The sequence below is a fragment of the Agarilytica rhodophyticola genome, from assembly GCF_002157225.2.
Taxonomy (GTDB): Bacteria; Pseudomonadota; Gammaproteobacteria; order Pseudomonadales; family Cellvibrionaceae; genus Agarilytica; species Agarilytica rhodophyticola.
This window is the reverse complement of record NZ_CP020038.1, coordinates 2810307-2833767: the sequence shown is the minus strand read 5'-3', so window position 1 is coordinate 2833767 and position 23461 is coordinate 2810307. Positions and strand designations below refer to the sequence as shown.

22 protein-coding genes are annotated in these 23461 nt (G+C 39.6%); 6 read left to right on the top strand and 16 right to left on the bottom strand.

Annotated features, from left to right (window positions below):
- Nucleotides 1-31: 31 nt before the first annotated feature.
- The 16 genes from BVC89_RS12050 to tagH all read right to left on the bottom strand — a co-directional run bounded on the left by BVC89_RS12050 (nucleotide 32) and on the right by tagH (nucleotide 18871).
- A complete protein-coding gene (locus BVC89_RS12050; RefSeq protein WP_158657891.1) occupies nucleotides 32-1366 on the bottom strand; it encodes a lipopolysaccharide biosynthesis protein in 1335 nt (444 codons plus the stop codon).
- 55 nt (nucleotides 1367-1421) lie between these two features.
- Nucleotides 1422-2378, bottom strand: a complete 957-nt coding sequence (locus BVC89_RS12045; RefSeq protein WP_086931421.1) for a glycosyltransferase family 2 protein — start codon at nucleotides 2376-2378, stop codon at nucleotides 1422-1424.
- Nucleotides 2379-2402: 24 nt separating this feature from the next.
- A complete protein-coding gene (locus BVC89_RS12040; protein WP_086931420.1) occupies nucleotides 2403-3422 on the bottom strand; it encodes a GDP-mannose 4,6-dehydratase in 1020 nt (339 codons plus the stop codon).
- Between the two features lies 1 nt (nucleotide 3423).
- The gene (locus BVC89_RS12035) at nucleotides 3424-4272 is read right to left on the bottom strand and encodes an NAD-dependent epimerase/dehydratase family protein (RefSeq protein ID WP_158657890.1); all 849 of its coding nucleotides are present in this window, start codon (nucleotides 4270-4272) and stop codon (nucleotides 3424-3426) included.
- A 21-nt stretch (nucleotides 4273-4293) separates the two neighbouring features.
- Entirely contained in the window at nucleotides 4294-5607 is a 1314-nt protein-coding gene (gene rfbH, locus BVC89_RS12030; RefSeq protein ID WP_086931418.1) for a lipopolysaccharide biosynthesis protein RfbH, read from the bottom strand.
- Nucleotides 5608-5616: 9 nt separating this feature from the next.
- Entirely contained in the window at nucleotides 5617-6696 is a 1080-nt protein-coding gene (gene rfbG / locus BVC89_RS12025) for a CDP-glucose 4,6-dehydratase (RefSeq protein WP_086931417.1), read from the bottom strand.
- Entirely contained in the window at nucleotides 6693-7478 is a 786-nt protein-coding gene (gene rfbF, locus BVC89_RS12020) for a glucose-1-phosphate cytidylyltransferase (protein ID WP_086931416.1), read from the bottom strand. Before rfbF ends, rfbG begins: the two co-directional genes overlap by 4 nt.
- Nucleotides 7479-7495: 17 nt before the next feature.
- The gene (locus BVC89_RS12015) at nucleotides 7496-8473 is read right to left on the bottom strand and encodes an FAD-binding oxidoreductase (protein ID WP_086931415.1); all 978 of its coding nucleotides are present in this window, start codon (nucleotides 8471-8473) and stop codon (nucleotides 7496-7498) included.
- A gap of 6 nt (nucleotides 8474-8479) precedes the next feature.
- A complete protein-coding gene (locus BVC89_RS12010; RefSeq protein ID WP_086934605.1) occupies nucleotides 8480-9511 on the bottom strand; it encodes a Wzz/FepE/Etk N-terminal domain-containing protein in 1032 nt (343 codons plus the stop codon).
- Between the two features lie 81 nt (nucleotides 9512-9592).
- Nucleotides 9593-9916 (bottom strand): MarR family EPS-associated transcriptional regulator, encoded by a 324-nt coding sequence (locus BVC89_RS12005; RefSeq protein WP_245929384.1) that lies wholly within the window; start codon nucleotides 9914-9916, stop codon nucleotides 9593-9595.
- A 484-nt stretch (nucleotides 9917-10400) separates the two neighbouring features.
- On the bottom strand, nucleotides 10401-11462 hold the full coding sequence (locus BVC89_RS12000; protein ID WP_086934604.1) for an undecaprenyl/decaprenyl-phosphate alpha-N-acetylglucosaminyl 1-phosphate transferase: 1062 nt from the start codon (nucleotides 11460-11462) through the stop codon (nucleotides 10401-10403).
- A gap of 70 nt (nucleotides 11463-11532) precedes the next feature.
- On the bottom strand, nucleotides 11533-12951 hold the full coding sequence (locus tag BVC89_RS11995) for a mannose-1-phosphate guanylyltransferase/mannose-6-phosphate isomerase (RefSeq protein ID WP_086931413.1): 1419 nt from the start codon (nucleotides 12949-12951) through the stop codon (nucleotides 11533-11535).
- Between the two features lie 316 nt (nucleotides 12952-13267).
- Entirely contained in the window at nucleotides 13268-13564 is a 297-nt protein-coding gene (gene ihfB, locus BVC89_RS11990) for an integration host factor subunit beta (protein ID WP_086931412.1), read from the bottom strand.
- Nucleotides 13565-14116: 552 nt separating this feature from the next.
- On the bottom strand, nucleotides 14117-15802 hold the full coding sequence (gene rpsA / locus BVC89_RS11985; protein WP_086931411.1) for a 30S ribosomal protein S1: 1686 nt from the start codon (nucleotides 15800-15802) through the stop codon (nucleotides 14117-14119).
- Nucleotides 15803-16333: 531 nt separating this feature from the next.
- On the bottom strand, nucleotides 16334-16840 hold the full coding sequence (gene tssJ, locus BVC89_RS11980; RefSeq protein WP_086931410.1) for a type VI secretion system lipoprotein TssJ: 507 nt from the start codon (nucleotides 16838-16840) through the stop codon (nucleotides 16334-16336).
- Nucleotides 16841-16861: 21 nt separating this feature from the next.
- Entirely contained in the window at nucleotides 16862-18871 is a 2010-nt protein-coding gene (gene tagH, locus BVC89_RS30340) for a type VI secretion system-associated FHA domain protein TagH (RefSeq protein WP_086931409.1), read from the bottom strand.
- A 577-nt stretch (nucleotides 18872-19448) separates the two neighbouring features.
- Here tagH and tssA point away from each other — a divergent pair.
- The 6 genes from tssA to BVC89_RS11945 all read left to right on the top strand — a co-directional run bounded on the left by tssA (nucleotide 19449) and on the right by BVC89_RS11945 (nucleotide 23421).
- Nucleotides 19449-20567 (top strand): type VI secretion system protein TssA, encoded by a 1119-nt coding sequence (gene tssA / locus BVC89_RS11965; protein ID WP_086931407.1) that lies wholly within the window; start codon nucleotides 19449-19451, stop codon nucleotides 20565-20567.
- Between the two features lie 31 nt (nucleotides 20568-20598).
- Complete coding sequence (gene tssB / locus BVC89_RS11960; protein WP_086931406.1) at nucleotides 20599-21120, top strand: type VI secretion system contractile sheath small subunit; 522 nt, start codon at nucleotides 20599-20601, stop codon at nucleotides 21118-21120.
- Nucleotides 21110-22600 (top strand): type VI secretion system contractile sheath large subunit, encoded by a 1491-nt coding sequence (tssC, locus tag BVC89_RS11955; protein WP_086931405.1) that lies wholly within the window; start codon nucleotides 21110-21112, stop codon nucleotides 22598-22600. The genes tssB and tssC overlap by 11 nt, the downstream gene beginning before the upstream one ends.
- Nucleotides 22601-22770: 170 nt before the next feature.
- A complete protein-coding gene (locus BVC89_RS11950; protein WP_086931404.1) occupies nucleotides 22771-23019 on the top strand; it encodes a hypothetical protein in 249 nt (82 codons plus the stop codon).
- A gap of 1 nt (nucleotide 23020) precedes the next feature.
- The gene (locus BVC89_RS29685; RefSeq protein WP_158657889.1) at nucleotides 23021-23167 is read left to right on the top strand and encodes a hypothetical protein; all 147 of its coding nucleotides are present in this window, start codon (nucleotides 23021-23023) and stop codon (nucleotides 23165-23167) included.
- Nucleotides 23167-23421 carry a type II toxin-antitoxin system RelE family toxin gene (locus BVC89_RS11945; protein ID WP_086931403.1) on the top strand — a complete coding sequence of 85 codons (255 nt, stop codon included), beginning with the start codon at nucleotides 23167-23169 and terminating at the stop codon, nucleotides 23419-23421. Before BVC89_RS29685 ends, BVC89_RS11945 begins: the two co-directional genes overlap by 1 nt.
- The last annotated feature ends 40 nt before the right edge of the window (nucleotides 23422-23461 follow it).

Here is a 23461-nt window from a genome sequence, read left to right as displayed (position 1 = left end):
ATATTTTAAAATTATTTAAACAATTAATTTATTAGTAGCTAGGACTCTTATCTAACGTTACCTTTTTTGCCAATATTTTATGCACTTCAATCGGCCCTAAAATAGAAAAAGCAAATAACGTAACTATAGTTCCGAGAATTACACCATATACACCAAACTCCAAGTACTTTACAAAGAAAATAGAAAGAGGAATATTAAAAATAAGCGCAAATATTGAGGTATACATTTGTAGTTTTAATTTATTAACTGCGTTCAAAAATACTGCATATACATTATTCCATACTTGAATCGTAACAAATAAGGCGACAGAGGCAATTAACTCAAACTTAATCTCAAAATTACCACCAAGCCAAAAATCAAATATGTGATTAGAAAATAAAAAAAGAAAAAGGGTCATAATCGTCACCAAAAAGAACACCTTCGTTTGCTTTTTTAGCATACTATTAAGCCAGCAATAATCTTTACGATGATATGCGTCTGAATAAGCAGGCCATAAAGGAGTTACTATAACTCCATGAATTATTGTTATGGCACTAAATAACTTTAGAGCCACATCTAAATTGACAACATCTTTAGGGTCAAATAACTGAATTACTATAAACCTATCCGTAGAAAACAAGATAACTGCAGCAATTTGGATTACAAAAAAACGCACACTTAAAGAGAACATTTCTTTTAATCTTGAGATATTGAAGTAAAAAACACTAGGTGTTAGCTCCGGCCTTCGCCTATAAAACCAAACGGACACTCCAATATTAGAAACCAGCTGAGAAACACCGTAGATCCAAGCAATATATACTAAATTTCCAGATGTAAATTTAATTAGAAAAATAAGAAGTAGTAAAAGTATAAAGCTCGAAAAAAATTGAGAAAACACAACAAGGCTGGAAAACTGAATACCATGAGCGACTTGATTTACCAAAGAAAAAGAGAAATTTATCAATATAAAACTGAAAGAAACACCCATCATGAGTTTAAGAGTTTCTACTGAAACATCTACAGTGTTAAGTATATTATTCCATGGCACATAGCTCACTACAGTATTAAATACTAATATCAAAAAGAAACAAACAATCGAAACAGCAATGTACGCTGTTGATATATACTCCTTAGATTTCATATTATGCTCGCCACCAGATAGCACTTCTGTCACCTTATTTCTCAACCCATTGCCTAACCCGAGATCTAAAATCAACACCCATGACATCATCGATAATACTGTTGCCCAGATACCGTACTTAGACTCCCCTAGATACTCCAACGCTAGAGGGACAGTTAAAAAAGAAATAGATATCGCCAAGAGCTTAAAAAAAAACGCCCCCTTTAACTGACTAACAAACTTTTTATATCTACTATCAATATCCAAAAGCATTACCTAAGCTAACAAAAGAGCTACAAAAAAAACAATAAACATATAGAGTTTAATTGCACAAAGACCGGCTTATAAGATACTTTATGAAGCGAAAGGCATCGCGAAAGCCATAAGAATGATAATCTTGGTTCTCCATATAGAAATCAGCTATATGTTTAACATTAAACTTTTTATACTTTCCTCTTAGTATGTCAATTTTTATTTTGAAGTTAAGCACGCTTCTAATAGAGCTAAACTTGGTAGTTACAGTCAAAAAATAAACTTTAGAAAGGGTGTAATAGTAGCGAAGCTTTTCAGCACCATCTTTAATCGATATAGAATCGCTATGAGACCTAAAATAACTGCATTTTTCCGGAAAAAAACTAAAAGACGGGTATTTTTCACACGCAAATAGGAACAAAAGCAAATCATTTCCAATAGCGACTTTTGATAAATCAATATTCATAGGGTTTGGAAATGTTAACAATAAATCGTTTTTCAATATATCAGCTTTAAATATTGCACATCCAGGTGACACGGGGTAATTACCGTTACCCAAAATTGAATTTATTGCAAACGATGAGGTATCATGCACTCCCTTTTCTAACACGTTATACCAAACATCATCAATATAATTGCCAGCAGCATCTATTGGTTGAACAGCACTAAAACCAAAACCACACTGTTTTTCAACCCCGCTAATACTCTTAAAAAATAGCTCAATGAAATCGGGTGCAATTAAATCATCTGACCATAATATTTTTATGTATTCCCCGTTTGCAAAATTAATAGCTTTTTGCCAATTCCTTACTGGACCAATATTATCTGGATTCCGATATAAAAATACATTTGAAACATCAGAAAACGCTTCATTTAAAAGCTCCCAAGAATTATCTTCACTATTATTATCAACAACTATAACTTCAATATTGTCATATGTCTGACCAATAGCTGAATTCACTGTATCAACAATATATTTAGAACGATTATAGGTAGGAATGACAATACTAACTAATTTTTTTTTCATACTATGTGCTATAAATTGAATTAATCAAGACTCTTGCAACCATTCAAGCATTTTGGTAACTCCAGAATTTGAATCTATTATAGGCTTCCAATTCAGCAGATTCGATGCTTTAGAAATATCAGCCACGAACACTTTCTGGTCACTTGACCTCACGGGAATATTTTTATATAAAAGCTCTACATCAATTTTCTGCTCTAGAAGCAAGAATAATTCGAGTAAAGACAAACTGTTATTCATTCCTCCACCAATATTGAACACTTCACCTGCAATTTTGTTAATATTGTCTATAGCGCCATAATATAGTCTAACCATATCTTCTGCATGAAGGACATCTCTCACTTGCTTTCCATTACCGGAGATTGTGAAGGGAAGACTTTTTTCGTCTTTTTTTAAATCGACCGCTTTTTGACAGAACCAACCAATCCATCCTTGATCCGCCGTTGCGAACTGACGCCCTCCATACATTGAAGAGTGTCTAAATACTACTGTTTGCATATCAAACAACCTTGCATAATCGAGCATATATTGGTCAGCTGCGCCTTTTGAGCAACCATAAGGTGAATGGAAATCTAAACCTATTTGCTCATTAAAACCATGGGGGAAATCAGAGCATTCGTAACGAGTACTTAGCTCCTTGTAAGAATATTGTTCTAAATCACCGTAAACTTTATTTGTAGACGAATATACGACTATGGCTCGATTATTATACCGCCTAACAGATTCAAGCAAATTAATTGTACCGCCCACATTCACTTCGAAATCCATATAAGGATTAGCTAGCGAAGTCGTCATCGCAACTTGACCTGCTAAGTGAAAGATAACATCTGGTTTTATATTTTTTATGAGCCGGAAAACATCATTCTTATTTCGAATATCACCGTGTACAAATTCAAAATCACCTTGTTTTTTTAACCACTCTAGATTTGCTGTAGCTCCCAAACGAGAGAGATTATCAAACACTATAATATCATAACCACTAGATATTCCATGTGAAGCTAAATTACTACCTAAAAAGCCACAGCCGCCTGTAATAAGTATTTTCATCTTAGTATCCTGAAATAGCTTGTTTTATACCTTCAACTAAATCAAATTGAGGTTCCCAACCAAGTTTTTTTAGCTTGCTTATATCTGCACAACTATGCATCACTTCGTTATTGCGCGTAGGTATTACCCCAAAGTTAAATTTTATACTACTATTTGTTATCTCCTTAACTAATTCAACAAATTCCCTAATAGTTAAAGCTGTTCCCGAGCCGACCTCAATGACTTCAAATGCATTTAGATAATTAAATTTTCTAATAATTAGATCGACTGCCGAAACAACATCAAAAACATGTATGAAGTCCCTCTTCTGAGTGCCTTTTGTTAAATCCAAGCTTTTTCTGTTCATGCATGAATCAAAAACATGAGAGGTAAACTTCGAAGTATCATCTTTGTAGCCATAGAAGTGTTCAAGCTTTAAATTAACTATTTTTATTCCTTCTGTTTCCTGCCTTTCTAACAAATCACTAAATATTTTCTTACCAAAGGAATATGAGGATAGCTCCCCTGGCAAAGAGGTTCCTAGATTTATAAATAAAGATACTTCCTTTTTTAGAGAAGCCTCAAGAAGCCTTTGAGGAAACATTAAATTCGACTCTAAAGTGTCACTAATGTTTTCTCCAGCGCGTCCATAACAAGCAACAGAATTGATTACAACATCAGGTCTCAAACAATCAACCATATGCTCTAGACTGTTAAATTCCTCAACGCTAACTATGTTAGTGTTACTTCCCTCCAACCTTGATTTGTTGGATAATCTTCTAACCAAAGAGAATGTTACATAGTTTTCAGTGAGTGAGTGAGCCAAGTTGCTACCTAGAAACCCTGACGCTCCAGCTATTAGTATCCTCACAATTTAAAACCTTAGCCAGTACTAAAACGAAATACCAAAAAATTCTTCAAACTTAGCAACTACAAAATCCAAATGTTGCTCATTTAGCCCGGGGAAATTACCAATCCAAAATGTTTGGTTCATAACTCTATCTGTATTTATTAAGTTTTCACTGACTCTATATTTAACATGTTCAAAGTAAGGTTGACGTGTAAGGTTACCTGCAAATAACAATCGAGTACCTATCTTCGCTTCACTCATAAACTTAAGCAATTCAACACGCGAAACACCAGCTGTTTCTTTTAATGTTATAGGAAAACCAAACCACGAAGGGTCAGAGTTTGGTGTAGACTCGGGAAGCACAATAAACTCTGTACAACTATTTAAGGCAGATTTGAGATAGTTAAAATTATCTTTTCGTTTTTGCACAAGCCAATCAAGCCTATCTAACTGGGCCAAGCCACAAGCAGCTTGCATATCAGTAATTTTTAAGTTATAGCCTATGTGAGAGTATGTATATTTATGATCATATCCATATGGAAGGGTTCCTAATTTTTGATCAAATCTCTTGCCACAAGTATCATCGCAACCAGGCTCACAATAACAATCGCGCCCCCAATCCCTAAAAGACTCGATAATAGTATTGAGCTCTTTTGATTGAGTAAATACCGCCCCGCCTTCACCCATAGTAATATGATGTGCAGGATAAAAACTTACAGTTGCAATATCACCAAAGGTGCCTACCATTTTGCCATCATATGTTGTGCCTAAAGCATCACAACAATCTTCAATCAGCCAAAGATTGTATTGTTCAGCAATCCTTTTCACTTCTTTTAAATCAAAAGGGTTACCAAGAGTATGAGCAATCATGATAGCTTTTGTTTTTTCACTAATGGCGGCTTCAATCAGCTTTGGGTCAATGTTGTAAGTCGGGATATCGATATCAACAAATACAGGAATTAGCCCATTCTGTATAGCTGGATTTACTGTGGTGGGGAAACCAGCAGCTACAGTAATAACTTCGTCACCTGGCTTTAGCTGTCGGTCTTCTAGTTTTGGAGAAGTTAAGGCTGTCATTGCAAGTAAGTTAGCAGCGGAGCCCGAAACGGTTGTCAGTACATGTTTTACACCTAAAAATTCTCCCAACCTTTTTTGAAAAGCATCGTTAAACCGTCCTGTGGTAAGCCATGCATCTAGTGAAGCTTCAACCATCAGCTGCCTTTCTTTTGCGCCGATTACTTTACCAGAGGGCGGCACTGGTGATTCTCCAGAAATAAACATCTTAGGTGCGTCAGCCACCTCCGAATATTCGGCCACTAGCGCTGCAATTTTCTCTCTAATATCTTGCTGACTCATGTCTATATCCTATTTACTATCTGTCATTACATATTGATGTATTTCACTTAGACTATATTCATACATATCCGCATCGGACAGCCATACTTTATGCCAATCCACTATTTTTTTTAGCGTATCTTTAAGCCTCCACCTTGGATACCAATTCAAACGCATTTTAGCTTTTGAGCAATCAAGTTTTAGATAGCTCGCCTCATGAGGATGATTTTCATTACTTAGATGCCATTTAGCGCCTTCTCCCCACAAACTGGATAGTTGGTGAACAATCCATTCGACTGATTTAGCGTCTTGCTCATTTGGGCCAAAATTCCACCCTTCAGAGTACTCCACTCCACTTATATATAAGTGTTGTGCCAACATTAAATATCCAGATAGAGGCTCTAATACATGCTGCCATGGTCTAATAGCGTGAGGGTTTCGAATCTCCACGCTTTGTTCGCTCTCAAAAGCGCTCAACATATCAGGAATAAGCCGATCTAAGGCCCAATCTCCTCCCCCAATTACATTACCAGCTCTTGCCGATGCAACTGCACATCCATGATCTTCATATTTAGAAGCATTAAAATAGCTATTCCTGAATGCATCTGTAACCAACTCTGCGCACCCTTTGCTATTGCTGTAAGGGTCGTATCCCCCTTTGGGCTCATCCTCTCGATAGCCCCAACACCATTCTTTATTGTCGTAACACTTATCGCTCGTGACGTTAACGACGGCTCTAACACCTAAAATTTTTCTTACACAGTCGAGAACGTTAACTGTGCCCATTACATTCGTTGAGTAGGTATCAATAGGTTCATCATAAGATAAACGAACAAGAGGCTGAGCTGCCATATGAATTACAATTTCAGGCCTGAAATCAGACATGGTTTTCAGAAGGAATTTATGATCACGAATATCGCCAATTGTAGAGCGCATTCCATTTGCAATATTAGCCGCTTCAAACATATTTGGCTGAGTAGGAGGTACTAGAGAGTACCCACAGATATCAGCCCCCATACGCTGTAACCAAAGAGACAGCCAACTACCTTTAAAACCTGTATGGCCAGTAATAAATACTCTTTTGCCTCTCCAGAACAAAGGATTGATCATTTTGTTATGTTTCCCCAAGTTTTCCAAGGTGCACGCCCTTCATCCCAAAGCTTTTGTAGATAGATTTTGTCTCGTAACGTGTCCATTGGCTGCCAGAAACCATGATGTTCATATGACATCAGCTGGGCTTCATCTGCAAGTCTATTTAGGGGGGCTTGCTCCCATACAGTGTCATCACCATCTATATAGTCGATCACTTTAGGTGACAAAACGAAAAACCCCCCATTGATCATAGCTCCATCACCTTTAGGTTTTTCTTTAAAACTATTAACAAAACCATTCTCTACATCAAGCGCGCCAAATCGGCCTGGCGGATAGGTTGCAGTAAGAGTTGCTAGCTTTCCATGAGCTTTATGAAATTGAATAGATTGAGCGATATCGATATCACCAACACCATCACCATAAGTAAAACAAAAAGCCTCTTCATCTTTAAGGTGTTCACGGACTCTCCGTAAGCGCCCACCTGTCATGGAATTATCACCAGTATCTATTAAAGTAATAGTCCAAGGCTCTGCCCTCTTCTGATGAACTTCCATATGGTTGGTGTTCATACAAAACGTCACATCCGACATGTGCAAAAAATAATTTGCGAAGTACTCTTTAATGACATAACCCTTGTAGCCACAACAAACAATAAAATCATTTATTCCATAAGCAGAATAAATTTTCATAATGTGCCAAAGTATCGGTCGACCACCAATTTCAACCATAGGCTTAGGTTTTAATGATGTTTCTTCACTAAGGCGTGTACCAAGACCACCTGCAAGTATCACAGCTTTCATATATAATTTTCTCGTAATTAAGACTTTGCTGCAGTAAAAGCATCCGAATAAAACCTATCTTTTTTCAGACCTTTCTGCAAAAAAGACTGCTTAGCAGCATCTATCATCACTGGGGAACCGCATGCATATACATGGAACTCAGACAAATCACCAAAATCACTGGAAACAGCTTTGTGAACAAGCCCGACTCGACCTTTCCAAGTTTTAGTATTGCCAGAAACAACGGGAATATAACGGATATTTTCATGCTCGTTTGACCAAACCTCAGGAGCATTACAATACAAACCGTCAACAGAAGCTACTCCCCAATAAATATAAATATCGCGCTGGCAGTTTTCTTTAAGCAGCCCTTGCACCATCGCTTTTATAGGAGCATAGCCAGTCCCTCCCGCTAAAAAAATTATGGGCGCAGAATCATCACGCACAAAAAATGTCCCATGAGGGCCATATAACCTCATCAGCGTGTTTTTTTGAAGATTATTAAATAATAGAGCGCTCATTTTACCATTAGGAACATATCGCACGTGTAATTCAATCATACCGTTTTCTAGTTTTGCATTTGCAATAGAATAAGAACGCACTACTTCTTTATAAGAGAGATCTACATATTGACCAGGGAGGTAATTTAATTTTAAATTTGGCGGAACTCGAAAAAGCAACTTAAGCACATCATTTGCCACTAAGTTACAAGAATCGATTTTAACTGGGATATTTCTCTTTTGGATATTGGAGAGCTCAGGAAAATACTGCACTTCAATTTCAAGGTTATCCAGAGGCTTACTAGTACAAGTCAAAAACTCACCAGAATCTCTACTTTCGCCGCACTCTATTCGCACACATCCTGAAACGATAGTTGCTGTACAAACACCACAATCTCCATTTTTACAGCTATGCTCTAAATGAATATTATTTTGCAATGCTGAGTCTAAGACAGTTTCATTAGAATCAGCATCAAATGACACGTTAGTCGGTTTTAAAGTAATATTATACGACATAAAAAATCAAGCTTCGTTGCTATTGAGAAAATGACGAACAAGAACATAAAGAACACCAAGCATTCCACCTAAAATTAATCCCAATATACATATGAGAGCCCTTTTCGGCTTCGATTTCAACTCAGGAGAAATAGCATCGTCAATAGTCTTAAAAACATATTCGTCTCTGACTTCAGCAAACATAATTGTTTTGGACTGCTCTTCAATTAACTCGTAAAATATTGCTTGCATATCAGCAATAGGAGTTTTCTCTATCTGGCCACTTAAGTAACGTATACTCTTCTTTGCTTCAGCCACTTCTCTTGCCTTGATTTCCCTATTAATATCTTTAACCAACCAGTCTACCCAATGCTTAGCAAGCTCTGGTGAATAAAATTCGACACCAATAGAGACAAAACTCCCAGTTTTATCTTCAGTTACACTGAGGATTTCCATGAATGCTTTGTAAGCCTCTTGAGAGCTTGGCTTAGACTTTAGCGGCGGCGTAGCCTTCCTTACCCACCTCTCATTAGCCTCATCATAAATATCTGAGTCTATAATTAAATTTTTTCCATCCCAACCATTGGCTGACATGAGTGGTATAAGTATTTCTCTAGTTTCAATGAACTTATTGATAAACTTTCGAGACTTTAATACTTCAATTGCTAAAGCAGTCTTATCATTTCCACCGCTGCCAAGATTCACACCAGCCAAACTAGCTAGCCCACCAAACTGACCTGCGAGCCCAGACAATCCGCCGCCAGACTTATCTTCAACAGGAGCTAATAAAGCCTCTGACTTATAAATATTAGGTAATGACAGAGCGAATAGTACTGAAAGAACCGAAAAGATCAGTGTTACGGATATAATAATCCATTTACCACTCCAAATAATGCGCCATAATTCACGCAAGTCAATTTCATCCTTTTCATGAGCATATTGATAAGAAATATCAGAAAATTCAGTTGCCAAGCCTTTAGATATTACTTCATTTAGCTGGTATTCAACATTATCTAAACGAGCACCAATATCTTGTTTAATTTGTTGTTCATTTGACATAAATGACATTCCAGTTTTATAGCTATTAGAGCGCATAAACAAAGAAACTTAATTTACCAAAGATAATTATATGTCCCAGGCCTAATCAAGATCAGCTTTAAGCGATTCAATTTCTGCTTTGAGCAACTCATACTCTTGTATTTTACGCTTTAAAAACCGAGTAGTTAGCGCAGTTTTTTCTGAAATACCTTTAGGTGTAAGAAAGTAAGCGTAAGCCTTTTTATTATCACTATTTCTGAAATTTTTTACTTTAACTAAGCCTTTTTCAACAATAGCTCTCAAACAATAATTAGTGCTACCCAAACTAACACCTAGTTCTTGCGCTATTTGCCTCTGAGACATCTCAGGATTTTCTTGAAGTAATCGAAGCACACGAAAGTGCATATCCTCTTGCTTGTCAATCAAGATAATTGTCTCAAATCTGTAATTTAATAGGTTTATATAAAAACTTCAGAATTTTACAAAACCATATCAGCCAAACGCTAATATGAAAGTTCAAATAATGAATAAAAAGGATACTAAATCTAGCGTGCGTTCATATTTGAACAACAATATATTATGATATCTAAACAGTTGCAAGAGATTATTTGCATCAAGGATCACGATTAGTAATCCAGCTAATTGATATGAATTTTGCTACTTATTAGCAGGAAGGATAAAGGCCAAAGAAAAAACCTTTACTATTAAAAAATAGCTATTGGATTGAGAACTAATCAAACTAGAGATATATTTTACCTATCAGCTCTTTATTCAAAGTAAGAGCAAGATGGAGACTAACTTTTAAGTTAGCTATTTTAAGAATAACGTTTTGCTTTAGTCATAAATATGAAAATCTAAAATCGGTTCATCCTAAACTAAAAGTCTAGTCTCACCCCAAGCATTTCCTGATTCAAACAAGCCGCCTCCGACTCCACCTAATCAACCGCCAAGAATTCTTCATAGCCAATTGATAAAGCACGACAAAAGCGACAATAAGCGTGAAAGAGGCGAGCTCGGAGTAACCTTGCTCTAGGATGAAGATTCCCAGTGTGACAAACATCAACTGCATGAGAACCATGATGTGGAGGGTTTGATATTTTTTGAAACCGGCGCGCAGTAGCATGTGATGGATGTGGGTTCTGTCTGCCGTCATGGGTGATTTACCCCGCTTTATTCGTCTGTACATGATAGTTAACATGTCAGTGATTGGCAGCAGGACTAACCAAAGAGATGTTGTAGGGCTGAATGCGGCGCCCTCCCCTTGTGATCCTTGCACTAATAGAACACCTAGAGACAGGCCTAAAAACATGCTGCCAGCATCCCCCATAAAGACTTTTTTGATATTCTTACGAGAAGGCTTGCCCCAGATGTTGAAAATTAAGAATGCACCTGTTGCGCCGACGAAGGACATGCATAGCATTTGAAAGTCGAGGTTGCCGTTATTGCCGAACAGCGCTACTAAACCGACGAAGGATACCATCGCCACAGAACCGACAAGGCCATCCATCCCGTCTAAGAAGTTAAAAGCGTTCATGGCCCCCATAAGAGAAAGTATGGTCAGTGGATAACCAATAATACCTAGATGCAATTCACCAAGACCCAGCAAGTTACCAAAGCTATCAATGCGAACTTCCAGGCCGTACACAAAAATACTGCAAATTAATAACTGACCCACAAGGCGGGAACGAGCACTAAGATCATATCGATCGTCCAACATTCCCATAAAGACGATTAATCCACCGGACAATAGAAATAAACGGATGAAGATGGGCTGTTCTAGAAAAATTAAAGTAGTTAAGAAAACACTAATATATATAGCAATTCCACCAACCAGAGGAATTAAGCCATCGTGCTGCTTTCGTCCTCCAGGTTTATCCACCAATTCCGCCCAGTAGGCAACCGGTTTCAATACTTTAACAATAATAAATGCCATGGCGAACGAGAACGCCAATACCACTATCCCTTGTTCCATGAACATGTAACCCCTGATATCTGTTGTCGGCGCATAGTGCAATGCCTACGCCAGCTATTCACTTATCAATTTAAACCCGACCGAAGGTATCTTCAAAACGCACGATGTCATCTTCACCGAGATAACTTCCGCTTTGTACCTCAATTAGCTGCAAAGGCACTTTGCCAGGGTTTGTCAGTCGGTGCTTATCCCCAAGCGGAATGTAAATCGACTGATTTTCACTTAACAATACTTCTTCTTCACCTTTTTGAACCAAGGCGGTTCCAGAAACAACAATCCAATGTTCAGCTCGATGATGATGCATTTGCAAAGACAGGCTAGCACCGGGCTTCACTTCAATACGCTTAACTTGAAAACGATCGCCATTATCTATCGAGTCATAACTTCCCCACGGACGGTGAACTTCACGGTGTAAATTGAATTCACTGCGATCTTTTGACTTCAACCAATCCACGACTTTTTTTACATCTTGAGTATGGGCTTTATTCACCACTAAAAGCGCATCATCTGTGTCTACTACAGCAATGTCTTTTAACCCAATACCTGCGACTAAACGATACTCACTATGGAATAAAGAACCTTCACAGTTAATGGTTACCACATCACCAAGGGAGACATTATTGTTGTCATCTTTTTCAGAGCTCTCCCAAAGGGCCTGCCAGCTGCCAAGATCGCTCCAGCCACAATCCAAAGGCACACACCATGCTTTTGATGTTTTTTCCATAACAGCATAGTCGATAGAAATATCTTTACTACTGGAAAAGGCATTTTTATCTAAACGAACAAAATCCAAATCCTCTGCAGAACTTTTCAGAGCTTGGCGACAAGAAACAATAATCTCTGGTTCATACTTTTCTAACTCATCCAGAAATGTTTTTGCACAAAAAACAAACATTCCGCTATTCCAAAAGTACTCCCCACTAGCTAGATACTGTTCAGCAATTTCTTTGTTAGGTTTTTCTACAAAACATTTTATCTCTGCACCCTGATCACATTCAGATAACGCGTTAATATAACCGTAACCTGTTTCAGGATGAGAAGGCACAACCCCAAATGCCACAAGCTTGCCTTCTGATGCTTTAGTAAGCGCGATATCAAGCGCCTGCTTAAATATGTCAGTATCTTTAATTTGGTGATCAGCAGGCAGCACGACCAAAACGGCATTTTCATCCTGTTTCTTTGCCTGCATCGCAGCGATCGCAATAGCGGGCGCTGTATTTCTTCCTACAGGCTCTAAAAGTATAGTGGGTCGTTTGCTACAAACCTCTGAAAGCTGGTCGGCAACCATAAAGCGCTGGGCTTCATTACATACAACAATCGGAGCAGCTAGTCCGTCAACACGATTATAGGTATGTTGCAACATGGTGTAGTTACCATAAAGTTTATGGAGTTGCTTAGGAAAAGCTTTGCGCGATTTTGGCCAGAGACGAGAACCACTTCCACCAGAAAGAATCACTGGTATGACATTCGATGTGACGTCTTGGGACATCAAAAATTCCTTTAAATATGAAGTAGTAAAAATTTGGGCGAGATTATAGCGAAAAGATATTGTTTCGTATTGTATAAATATGTACTAGGAACAACTTTTTTACAAACTTTGACGCCACATTGATCGCAAAACATAAAATAAACCTTATCTGACACATAAAAAAGCGGGGCTCTATATTATGCTATGGTGTTTTCATCGATATATTCTTGGTAATTTATCTCAGTTTTAAAATAAAAAAGTATGTGTAACACAATGTAACATGTTAATAGCGGTGTGAGATTGGATATGCAATTTTACATTCGGACACATCTAGAACTTAATTCTCTTTTAACAAGCTCTCGTTCACTCTATCTCGCATTTCTTTACCTGGCTTAAAGTGAGGCACATATTTACCATCCAACTCAACAGATTCTCCTGTTTTTGGATTTCGACCTATACGAGGGGCTCGATAGTGCAAAGAAAAACTACCAAAGCCACGAATTTCTATTCTTTCACCTGTTGCCAGTGCTTGTGACATATACTCCAATACCAGTTTGACTGCCAGCTCAATATCTTTAGCAGAAAGTTGATCTTGCCGAGCAGCAATACGTTCTATGAGTTCTGATTTTGTCATTTAGGCAGCCCCAGTCCTTAAACACGCACTATGTTATCTGATTAATCTTACTCAAGGCTTATTAGGGCTTGTCTTCATCTAAATAGCCCGAAACCCTGTAGATATCATAATCTTACAATATAAAACAATAGTTCAGCTTATATAATAAACGCAAGTTATTGTTATACAAGAGTTTTCATAGAATTGGAAGGCCACATACTCCTATTTGGCAACTAATCATCTTTACACTTTGCATAAATGAGACTTTATAACGATTAAAGCGCCACAAGCCGCATAGGCCGTTATCTAGTGGATAATATACAAACTATATCGAACCATCTAATAGATGAGCACCAAACTACACCTATCCGATTCTCCTTATTAAAAAAGAAGATCAAAGTAGAGCAAAAGATATAGAACCACATCTAACAAAGCGCTTACTGAAACTAAGACTATTAATAATTATTTTCTTAGCAGCTCTGCTTTTATATTAAAAGTAGCATAGCTTTACTATTTCGCATCCAAAAAAAAACGGCCATTAGGCCGTTTTTATGTAAGCTTAACGCAATAGCGTTATTGGTTTTCTTGGCTTTCGATTTGAGCCTTAATCAAGTCACCAATAGTTGCAGGAGCTGCGCTTTCACTTTGCTTCTGGCTATGCTCTTTGATAGCTTCTTTTTCATCGGCAATGTCTTTCGACTTAATGCTTAGAAGTATTGTGCGGTTTTTACGATCAACATTAGTGATCTTGGCTTCAACCTCATCACCTTCTTTAAGCGCATTACGGGCGTCTTCAACTTTATCGCGACTAATTTCAGAAGCTTTTAGAGTTGCTTCAACATCATCAGCAAGTGTAATAATGGCTTCTTTTGCATCTACAGCCTTAACCACACCTTTGATGACACTACCCTTGTCGTTCTCAGTAATGTAAGCAGAGAAAGGATCGACATCCAACTGCTTAACACCTAGAGAAATACGCTCACGCTCTGGGTCGATTGCCAGCACAACAGTTTCGATCTCATCACCCTTCTTGAACTTGCGAACAGCCTCTTCACCAGGTTCATTCCAAGAAATATCCGACAAGTGAACAAGGCCGTCGATACCACCGTCCAGACCGATGAAGATACCGAAGTCAGTGATAGACTTGATTTTTCCTGAGATCTTGTTGCCCTTCTCGTATTGTGAAGAGAAAGCATCCCATGGGTTTTCTTGACACTGCTTAATACCAAGAGAAATACGACGACGCTCTTCATCGATATCCAAGATCATCACTTCTACTTCGTCACCTAGGTTAACAACCTTAGATGGGTGGATGTTCTTATTTGTCCAATCCATTTCAGAAACGTGAACCAGACCTTCAACACCCTCTTCGATTTCAGCAAAGCAACCATAATCCGTAAGATTAGTGATCTTAGCAACCACTTTGGCGCCTTCTGGGTAACGCTTAGTAATATCAAACCAAGGATCTTCACCCAACTGCTTAAGACCAAGAGATACACGATTGCGCTCACGATCGAACTTAAGAACTTTAACTTCAATCTCATCGCCAACATTTAAGATCTCACTTGGGTGCTTAATACGCTTCCACGCCATATCAGTGATATGAAGAAGACCGTCAACACCGCCAAGATCAATGAAGGAACCGTAATCGGTAAGGTTTTTAACCACACCTTTAACAGCCATACCTTCTTGAAGGTTCGCGAGCAACTCTTCACGTTCTTCAGAGTTAGCTTGTTCCATAACAGCACGACGAGAAACAACAACATTGTTGCGTTTTTGATCGAGCTTAATCACTTTAAATTCAAGCTCTTTGCCTTCGAGATGGTTAGTTTCACGAACCGGACGAACATCCACTAGAGAACCAGGCAAGAATGCGCGGATTCCCGCAACATCAACAGTAAAGCCACCTTTGACCTTACCATTTATAACACCAGTAATAACATCTTGAGCATCGTGTGCAGCTTCAAGCACTTTCCAAGACTCAGCACGTTTAGCTTTCTCACGTGATAGTCGGGTCTCACCGAAACCATCTTCAACAGTTTCGAGAGCAACTTGTACTTCATCACCTATATTAAGGTGAAGTTCACCCTTTTCATTAAGGAACTGGACAGCTGGGATGACGCCTTCAGACTTCAATCCTGCGTGGACTGTTACCCAATCTTGGTCGATATCAATAACAACACCAGTCACAATGGTGCCAGGTTGCATATCAATGGTTTGTAAACTTTCTTCGAAGAGTTCTGCGAAAGATTCGCTCATGTAGAAATACCTATATGAGTCAGCGTTGAAAAACGCTGCTTTTATGGCCGCATTACCAGTATGCGGTTCAATTAATGTAACCTCTCACAGGTGTTCACTGGCACAATCCTGAAGAAGTATAAAAAAGCTTGGCGCCCAACCACCGCCTATGCCACTACTGCAAATAAGTAGGCCAGCGACCATTGGGTATTAAACCTTAGGTTTAGCATAAATATTAACCTAGGGATGCCTTACGGGTGCGCGAGGGTAGCAAAGATAAGAAGCAGTTTCAAGGCATTTTGTTTACGCTTTAGATCAGGGCAAATCCTTAGCGACTATGAGGGGATATAGTGAAGAGCACTAAGTAAGTATAAGCGCGGCACAAAAAACAACAAAGAACCACTTTTAAAGCTAGCGCTATCTTATTCTTTAAATCTTATCTCATAGCTCATAGATAGTATCGCTAGCGCCATCCCAGGAATAGGCATTCGATGCTTACCCCCGGTATCGTAAAAATATATAGCGCTGAGAAGCTACAAAGTATGAAGGCTATTAATTCTTTTTACCCAGCAAAATCTTGTTACCATCAACACTAATCTTAATAGCATTGCGTATAACATTGCTTGAAGTGACAGCGAAGTGAAGCTTAGCTTTAGAATCTTTATAATTGTAAAACTCGGCAAACAATGCCACATAACGGGTATCCTTGGACAGAACAAATCGCTCCTTCCTATAGGTTCCCGGTACAACACGTTTTAATTCCTGCTTTTTGACAAAAGTATCGCCGAGTACTTCTTCATCTCGCTCATAAATATCAATAAAGTCTGCTTTTTCAAAGGCCTTAGGACTATTGAGTTCATACAGTCTGATGAATACCGGAGATGACTGATTATTTTCGTCAGGGTTTATTTCCTCATCGACAAATAACTCGAGCTTTAAATCGGTATCCAAATTAAGCGCTTCCCCCACTTTATGGTTAACCGTCGTGCACCCCCACATCGACACTAACATAGAAAACAATAAGATATATTTTCCGGCTAACAAGGCATAATGTTTCATATTCTTTCTTCCATCATTGGTCTAATTGTTGTTTTCTTTTTGCTTTTGTTTTCGTTCAACAGCGAGCCTTCTTAACTGGTCTTCATAAGCCTGTACAAACTCATCGCCAAACAGATATTGAAAAGTATTTTCCATATTATCGACGAAACCTTTGTAATAATCGACGTAACTGCTCCAAAATTTAGCTTTTTGCATCCCAGGCAAAATCACACCTTTATTTTGCTTTTCAAATTGTTTCTCAAGTAATTGAGGGTCGAAGCGATCCATCATACTTTTAAATGCCTCTCTAATACCGGCGATAATCGCAACCTGATGCTCACTAATACCATCAAAGCCTTCCTGGAATGCTTGTTTTGGCCCCATATAGGCGCTGCTCTTTCGAACGAACATATTGTCTATGGCTTCATAGGCATCTGCGGAAAATTTAAGAGGGTTATTTTCAATTGGCTGAATAGTGGTGACATTCATCCGAAACTCGTTTTTGATACTCGCACGAGATCTGAGTACTTGCATCATGCCATTCACGATAACCGGCATCAGCTCTCCAATAGATCCATAGATTTTTTCCACGTCATCAGCGGACAAGTCTTTATTGCTAAGCCCCAACCCTTCCAGTAACGCTTCACCTGCCGCTTGTGCAACCTGCTGACGGGGCGGCGAGGGAGTTCGCGGTGGAGGAGTACTGGGCTGACTCGCTGAAGACACTGGCGGTATTTGATTAACATGCTCTGCCGCCACACGTGCTTCTTGATGTTGCGGGCTAGGCTCAATGGGGATAGGGCGCTCCGGTGGGCGCTCATCTAATAAAGGCTCCCTAAGCTCGGGACACGGCTTATTCTGAGCAACATCTTCAGGTGGAGGAGGAGCAAAGTCTTCCAGTGGCTGAGCATCTTGATGCAGAGTCGCATCTTCAATTCCCAAATCAAAATCATCAGGCACTAGTGGCTCATGGGACAAGGGATCCTGAGGCAACGGTTTATTCTGCAGTGGTTCTTGATGTAATGGTTCCTGGAGCAATGGATCACTAGCTATTGGTTCCTGGGATATAGGCTGTTGCCGCATAGGTGTGGGAATTTGCGGTGTAGGAATTTGAGGTTTGGGTTCAGGCGTCTGCGATTGCGGCATATGAGGTTGCTGTTGTGGAGACTCTAATGGGGTATTATCACCACCACCTAAAAAGTCATCGCCCCAATCTTCGGGAATAAGATTCTCATTTTTCGCTTCAGGCCAATCAATAGACTGGTTGATGGCGCCAGCGTTATCACCTTGACTGCCGCCGGTATGTTGAAAACTATCTTGCGGTTTTGCTATAGGGTTCGACGGTGTTAAAAAATCATCCAGTGGAATAGCAGGCTGCTGGGCGAAAGGATCATTATTGGCAAGCGGGTCAAGGCTTGCGTCTGTAGATGGGTTAACCGTCCCCCCTACTTGTTTACTGCCAAGATTATCAAGAGCTGCCAGCGGATCCACATTTTGAGGATCCGCGTCTAGCGAAAGATCACCCGCCATAGGGTCAACACCAAAACCTGAGTTAGAGTCAAAAGCATCGGTCGCTGGTTGTGCAACAGGGTCGCTAGCAAACGGATCTGAAAATCCTTCTGGTGGCAACCTGCCGGAAATAGTGAAAGGGTCTTCATCGTCGGCGAAAGGGTCATTTTCCAAAGAAGCGGGATTCTGGGCAAAGGCATCGACAGCTGGAGCCCCCATACCATTACTCATTTCTACACGAAATTGGTAATCACCAATTTCAACAGTATCACCATTGTTTATAGGTGTTTGCCCGCCTTTACCCAAAGGCTCAGGAGCGCCATTAATAAAAGTACCATTAGTGCTAGTATCAGTTAAAAAATATTGGCCACCCTCATAGCTTAAAGTGCAGTGCTTAGAAGAGAGAAATCGCTCTGGATCACTTAACACCCAATCGTTGCCTTCGCCTCGACCAATTGTACCTCCCTGCTCGGCAAACGTTTTTTGTGAAGTAGCAAGCGATGCGCCTGCTGGTGATTTTATTATGGATAAATTTAACGTCATTGAATTATCTTCCGGATATTCTTCAGTAAATCTTAAAACGTCTTTCGCGAGACAAAAACCACTTTCTCGCCTCGGCCAGAATAAATGTGGCAAAGTTCTTGTATGCTACAACATATGCTCAGTCTGCAAACTAGTATATTATCGGGATCAGGTCTGTTCAAAGCAATCTTGCATAGAAATATAACAGGGTTAAACCAAGCCGGCCCAGTGCCAATAAAAATATGGCACTTATTTCAAGTAGACTATCACGAAAACAACGCTAGTTTGTTGAAAAAAAAGGATTTGTCGGAATTTATTACACACCGAAGAGTTACACTTAAAGCTTAGTTGTGCTAATTTTACAGAACACTGGTTTTAGCATGAAAAGCGACAGTAAATTGGAAACAAAAAGGCACGGTAATTACACCTTTTTATTTTTTGTTAACTAGCATTAAATATATGTTAAGTATTTTGTAATCATAAGCAAATGCATGGCACAAAATTCAACAATAACGATTAATTTCGCTTGTTGAGCCAATGCTTTTGTCGAAACTAAAAACAATAATGGAATTTATCTGTCATTAGAAGGGTAATCGAAATGGCAAGCCAACAGATAATTGATGTAGAAAGTCTACTTCAACCAATAAGCGAAGATTCTCCCACCGGCGATGACATTCGCGAAGATAGGTCTGCAACTTCACAGTACCAAATTATTAAGTCAGAACGAAATCAAGCACGTGCGGCAGAAAGACAAAGTATCCACGATGGGGAAAGCACAGAGGCCGCTCAGCACTGGCAAAAAATTACCGAGCTTGCACCACAAATCATTCAAGAAAACAGTAAAGATTTAGAAGTTGCCAGCTGGTATGCCGAAGCTATGATACGTCGTTATGGCTTTGCAGGTCTGCGCGATGCATTTTCACTCATCCAGGGCCTGCTAGAAAATTTTTGGGAAAACCTGCACCCAATGCCGGATGAATACGGTATAGAGACAAGAGTGTCTTGTTTATCGGGCTTAAATGGAGAAGGTGCTGAGGGAGTAATGATCGCACCAATCAGAAAAGTACAACTTACTGAAGGTGAAAATCCTGGTCCCTATAGTTTGTGGCAATATCACCAAGCATTAGATATTCAAAAAGCGCCTGATGAAGAAGCACGCCAAGCGAAAATTGCCAGCTTGGGGTTTGACCTTGATGAAATCGATAAGTCGGTAACACAATCAAGCGAAACATTTTACGTCGATATTCGAGATGACATAGAAAGCTGTATCGAAATCTATAAAAGTGTTGGTCTCAAACTCGATGAGCTATGTGGCATACACGAAGCGCCTCCCACTCGCACCATTGTCGAAATTCTGACTGAGTGCCTTGGCGTTGTTAATCATATAGGGAAATTAAAGTTGCCAACGGAAGCAGGCGAAGTTGAAAATGACGCTGGTGGTGAAAGCGCCGGAGGCGAAAATGCAGGTGCGGCGGCGACGCAACAGGTTGTAGTTGCTAAAGGCCCAATCGCTAATCGCGATGATGCCTTTAAACAGCTCATTGAGATAGCCGAATTTTTTAGAAAAACTGAACCCCACTCCCCCGTTTCCTATGTTCTTCAAAAGGCGGTAAAATGGGGCAATATGCCATTGGGCGACTTGATAAACGAGCTCATACCAGACAATTCATCGCGTGAACACTTCAGTGAACTCACTGGCGTGGAATGTGAAGAATAATTATTAAACAAAACTCCAAGAGGAAGGGACAATGTCCGAAAGTATCCATGATAAGTTGAAAAGAGTTAGAAAACCTCGCGTTCATATTACATATGATTTGGAAACAAACGGCGCTCAGGTTGAAAAGGAATTACCCTTTGTAATGGGCGTGATGGGTGATTACTCAGGTGACAACGCCGAAGGTAAAAAAACACTGAAGGATCGAAAGTTTTCTCAAATTGATCGTGATAATTTCAATGACCTAATGGGCAAAGTAAATCCTCAAGTTAATTTGAAAGTGGATAACACAATCCAGGATGACGGCAGCCAAATGTCGGTTAATCTCGACTTTAAAAACATGGAAGACTTCGAGCCTCACAAACTGGTTGAACAAATCGAGCCGTTGAAAAAATTAATGGAAACACGTAATAAGTTACGTGACTTGTTGACCAAGGCAGATCGCTCTGAAGACTTAGAAACAATTCTTGAAGAAGTGCTGAGCAATACAGATGCATTAGCAAATCTTTCAAATGAACTTGGCGTAGAAGGCGGAGAAGATAAAGATGGCGAGTAATGAAGAACAACAAAGCGAAGCGCAACAGGCAGAAGCCCAAGAAGCGAGTCTTCTTGATCAGGCAATAGGTGCGACTAAGCAAACTTCTCGTGACGAAACAGAAGAACTTTTGAAGACGCTTACTTCAGAAGCGATGAAAGGTACCGTCAAATGGGACAGCAACCTTTCAAGAACGATTAACAGTGCAATTGCGGCAATTGACAGTGTTATGTCAAAACAATTAGCGGCTGTTATGCACAATGAAAAGTTCCAACAATTGGAAGGCTCTTGGCGCGGTCTCAACCACTTGGTAATGAACTCTGAGACAGGCAGCGGATTAAAAATTCGCATGTTAAATATCTCTAAAAAAGAATTATCTCGCGATTTAGAAAAAGCTGTTGAGTTTGATCAAAGCCAAATTTTCAAGAAGATTTATGAAAGTGAATTTGGTACCGCTGGTGGTGAGCCTTATGCCGCCTTAATCGGCGACTTCGAATTCTCTTCTCATCCAGATGATGTATCTTTGCTGTCGAAAATGTCGAATGTTGCAGCCGCAGGCTTCTGCCCATTTATATCAGCAGCTGATCCAGGTATGTTTGGTTTTGACAGCTTCACAGAACTGTCCAAACCTCGCGACCTTGAAAAAATCTTCGATTCCGCTGAGTACATTCCATGGAGAAGTTTCCGCGAAAGTGATGATTCGCGCTTTGTGACATTAACCATGCCTCGCACACTTGCCCGCTTACCCTATGGAGAAGCCACTAAGCCTGTTGAAGCATTTAACTACGAAGAAGCCACTGTAGATGCAGCGGGTAACCACATTGAACACGATCACGATTCCTATTGCTGGATGAACGCAGCTTATTCTCTTGGAACAACGCTGACGCAAGCTTACGCTGAATACGGCTGGTGCACCAGTATTCGTGGTGCTGAAGGTGGCGGTAAGGTTCAAGGTTTGCCCAGTCATACATTTGTCAGTGACGACGGTGATGTGGATCAAAAATGCCCTACTGAAATTGGCATTACGGATCGCCGTGAAGCGGAACTCAGTAAATTGGGTTTCCTACCTCTTTGCCACTATAAAAATACTGACTACGCTGTATTTTTTGGTGCTCAGACCACACAAAATCCTAAGAAATTCGATGATCCAGACGCGACTGCAAATGCAGCAATTTCGGCTAGGTTGCCTTACATCATGGCAACATCACGTATTGCCCATTTCTTGAAAGTAATGGCTCGTGACAAAATCGGTTCTTTCATGGAAGCCGAAGATGCTGAAGCATGGTTGAACAGATGGATTAATAAATATGTTAACGCGACACCTGGCGCTTCTGCAGAAATGAAAGCGCAGTTCCCATTGGCGGAAGCTCGGGTTGAAGTGAAAGAAGTACCAGGACAACCAGGTGTATATAACGCTGTTGCCTGGATGCGCCCATGGCTGCAAATGGAAGAGCTCACAGCATCTTTACGTTTGGTCGCAAATATTCCTAAAGCGGGATAAAGCACCTTAAGCTGTACAGCCAGATATTGTTGAAATATTTGGCCGCGAAAGCGTGTTAAGGGGACACAACGTCCCCTTTTATTTGTTTGTAAATAGCATGCGCAAGCAGCAACTCTTTAAAATAGAGACTAACTCTCATAAAGAATCGCTTATATAAACGTGAGGGGAATATGAAAATTAAGGAAAGTTCGATTCCAACTGATGTATTGGAAAAGATAAAGAACCCTGATCCCATTGAGGGTGAGGATATTCTCATAGAGAGCCAAAATGGTGAATTGGTAGGTGTCATAATCCAACCAAAAGCATATGAGTTTTTTCTCAAGAAAATTGAAGAAAAAGAAGATGAAATAGATAGTGCTCTGGATGAAAAATATGATCCCGGCGCCAAAAGCTTAAATGATCTGATGGAAAATGATTAAAATGAGTGACCAAAAGCCACGCTTGGAAACAGAAGAAGAGGAAGACCGTAAGCTTAACCAAGACGCAACTATGGAAAAGCTAAAAACTCCTAAACATGAAATTAAGAAACTGAAAACATTGGAAGAGCTTCTTAAGGAAAAACCGTAATGTATACGGTGCGCTTTTCGAAGAAAGCAGAAAAGGCTCTAAAAAAAGTAGACCACGTTATGAGGCGGAGAGTTTTGCAGAAAATGGAAAATCTTACAAGCAACCCTCGTAGTGGGCCAAATATTAAAACCATGCAAGGCTTTCAAAATCGTTTTCGATACAGAATTGGAGATTTTCGAGTTGTGTATGAGGTTATCGATTCGGAGCTTGTCGTGTGGGTGCTTGAAGCTGATTGGCGTGGAAATATCTACTAAAAGCCGACAAATTGCTACACTCGGACACATGCTGCTACTC

Bases quoted from the DNA above. Each gene is read 5' to 3' on its own strand.
- BVC89_RS12045 (WP_086931421.1), bottom strand. From the start codon at position 2,378: ATGAAAAAAAAATTAGTTAGTATTGTCATTCCTACCTATAATCGTTCT.
- BVC89_RS12040 (WP_086931420.1), bottom strand. From the start codon at position 3,422: ATGAAAATACTTATTACAGGCGGCTGTGGCTTTTTAGGTAGTAATTTA.
- rfbH (WP_086931418.1), bottom strand. From the start codon at position 5,607: ATGAGTCAGCAAGATATTAGAGAGAAAATTGCAGCGCTAGTGGCCGAA.
- rfbG (WP_086931417.1), bottom strand. From the start codon at position 6,696: ATGATCAATCCTTTGTTCTGGAGAGGCAAAAGAGTATTTATTACTGGC.
- rfbF (WP_086931416.1), bottom strand. From the start codon at position 7,478: ATGAAAGCTGTGATACTTGCAGGTGGTCTTGGTACACGCCTTAGTGAA.
- BVC89_RS12015 (WP_086931415.1), bottom strand. From the start codon at position 8,473: ATGTCGTATAATATTACTTTAAAACCGACTAACGTGTCATTTGATGCT.
- BVC89_RS12010 (WP_086934605.1), bottom strand. From the start codon at position 9,511: ATGTCAAATGAACAACAAATTAAACAAGATATTGGTGCTCGTTTAGAT.
- BVC89_RS12000 (WP_086934604.1), bottom strand. From the start codon at position 11,462: ATGGAACAAGGGATAGTGGTATTGGCGTTCTCGTTCGCCATGGCATTT.
- BVC89_RS11995 (WP_086931413.1), bottom strand. From the start codon at position 12,951: ATGTCCCAAGACGTCACATCGAATGTCATACCAGTGATTCTTTCTGGT.
- ihfB (WP_086931412.1), bottom strand. From the start codon at position 13,564: ATGACAAAATCAGAACTCATAGAACGTATTGCTGCTCGGCAAGATCAA.
- rpsA (WP_086931411.1), bottom strand. From the start codon at position 15,802: ATGAGCGAATCTTTCGCAGAACTCTTCGAAGAAAGTTTACAAACCATT.
- tssJ (WP_086931410.1), bottom strand. From the start codon at position 16,840: ATGAAACATTATGCCTTGTTAGCCGGAAAATATATCTTATTGTTTTCT.
- tagH (WP_086931409.1), bottom strand. From the start codon at position 18,871: ATGACGTTAAATTTATCCATAATAAAATCACCAGCAGGCGCATCGCTT.
- tssA (WP_086931407.1), top strand. From the start codon at position 19,449: ATGGCAAGCCAACAGATAATTGATGTAGAAAGTCTACTTCAACCAATA.
- tssB (WP_086931406.1), top strand. From the start codon at position 20,599: ATGTCCGAAAGTATCCATGATAAGTTGAAAAGAGTTAGAAAACCTCGC.
- tssC (WP_086931405.1), top strand. From the start codon at position 21,110: ATGGCGAGTAATGAAGAACAACAAAGCGAAGCGCAACAGGCAGAAGCC.
- BVC89_RS11950 (WP_086931404.1), top strand. From the start codon at position 22,771: ATGAAAATTAAGGAAAGTTCGATTCCAACTGATGTATTGGAAAAGATA.
- BVC89_RS29685 (WP_158657889.1), top strand. From the start codon at position 23,021: ATGAGTGACCAAAAGCCACGCTTGGAAACAGAAGAAGAGGAAGACCGT.
- BVC89_RS11945 (WP_086931403.1), top strand. From the start codon at position 23,167: ATGTATACGGTGCGCTTTTCGAAGAAAGCAGAAAAGGCTCTAAAAAAA.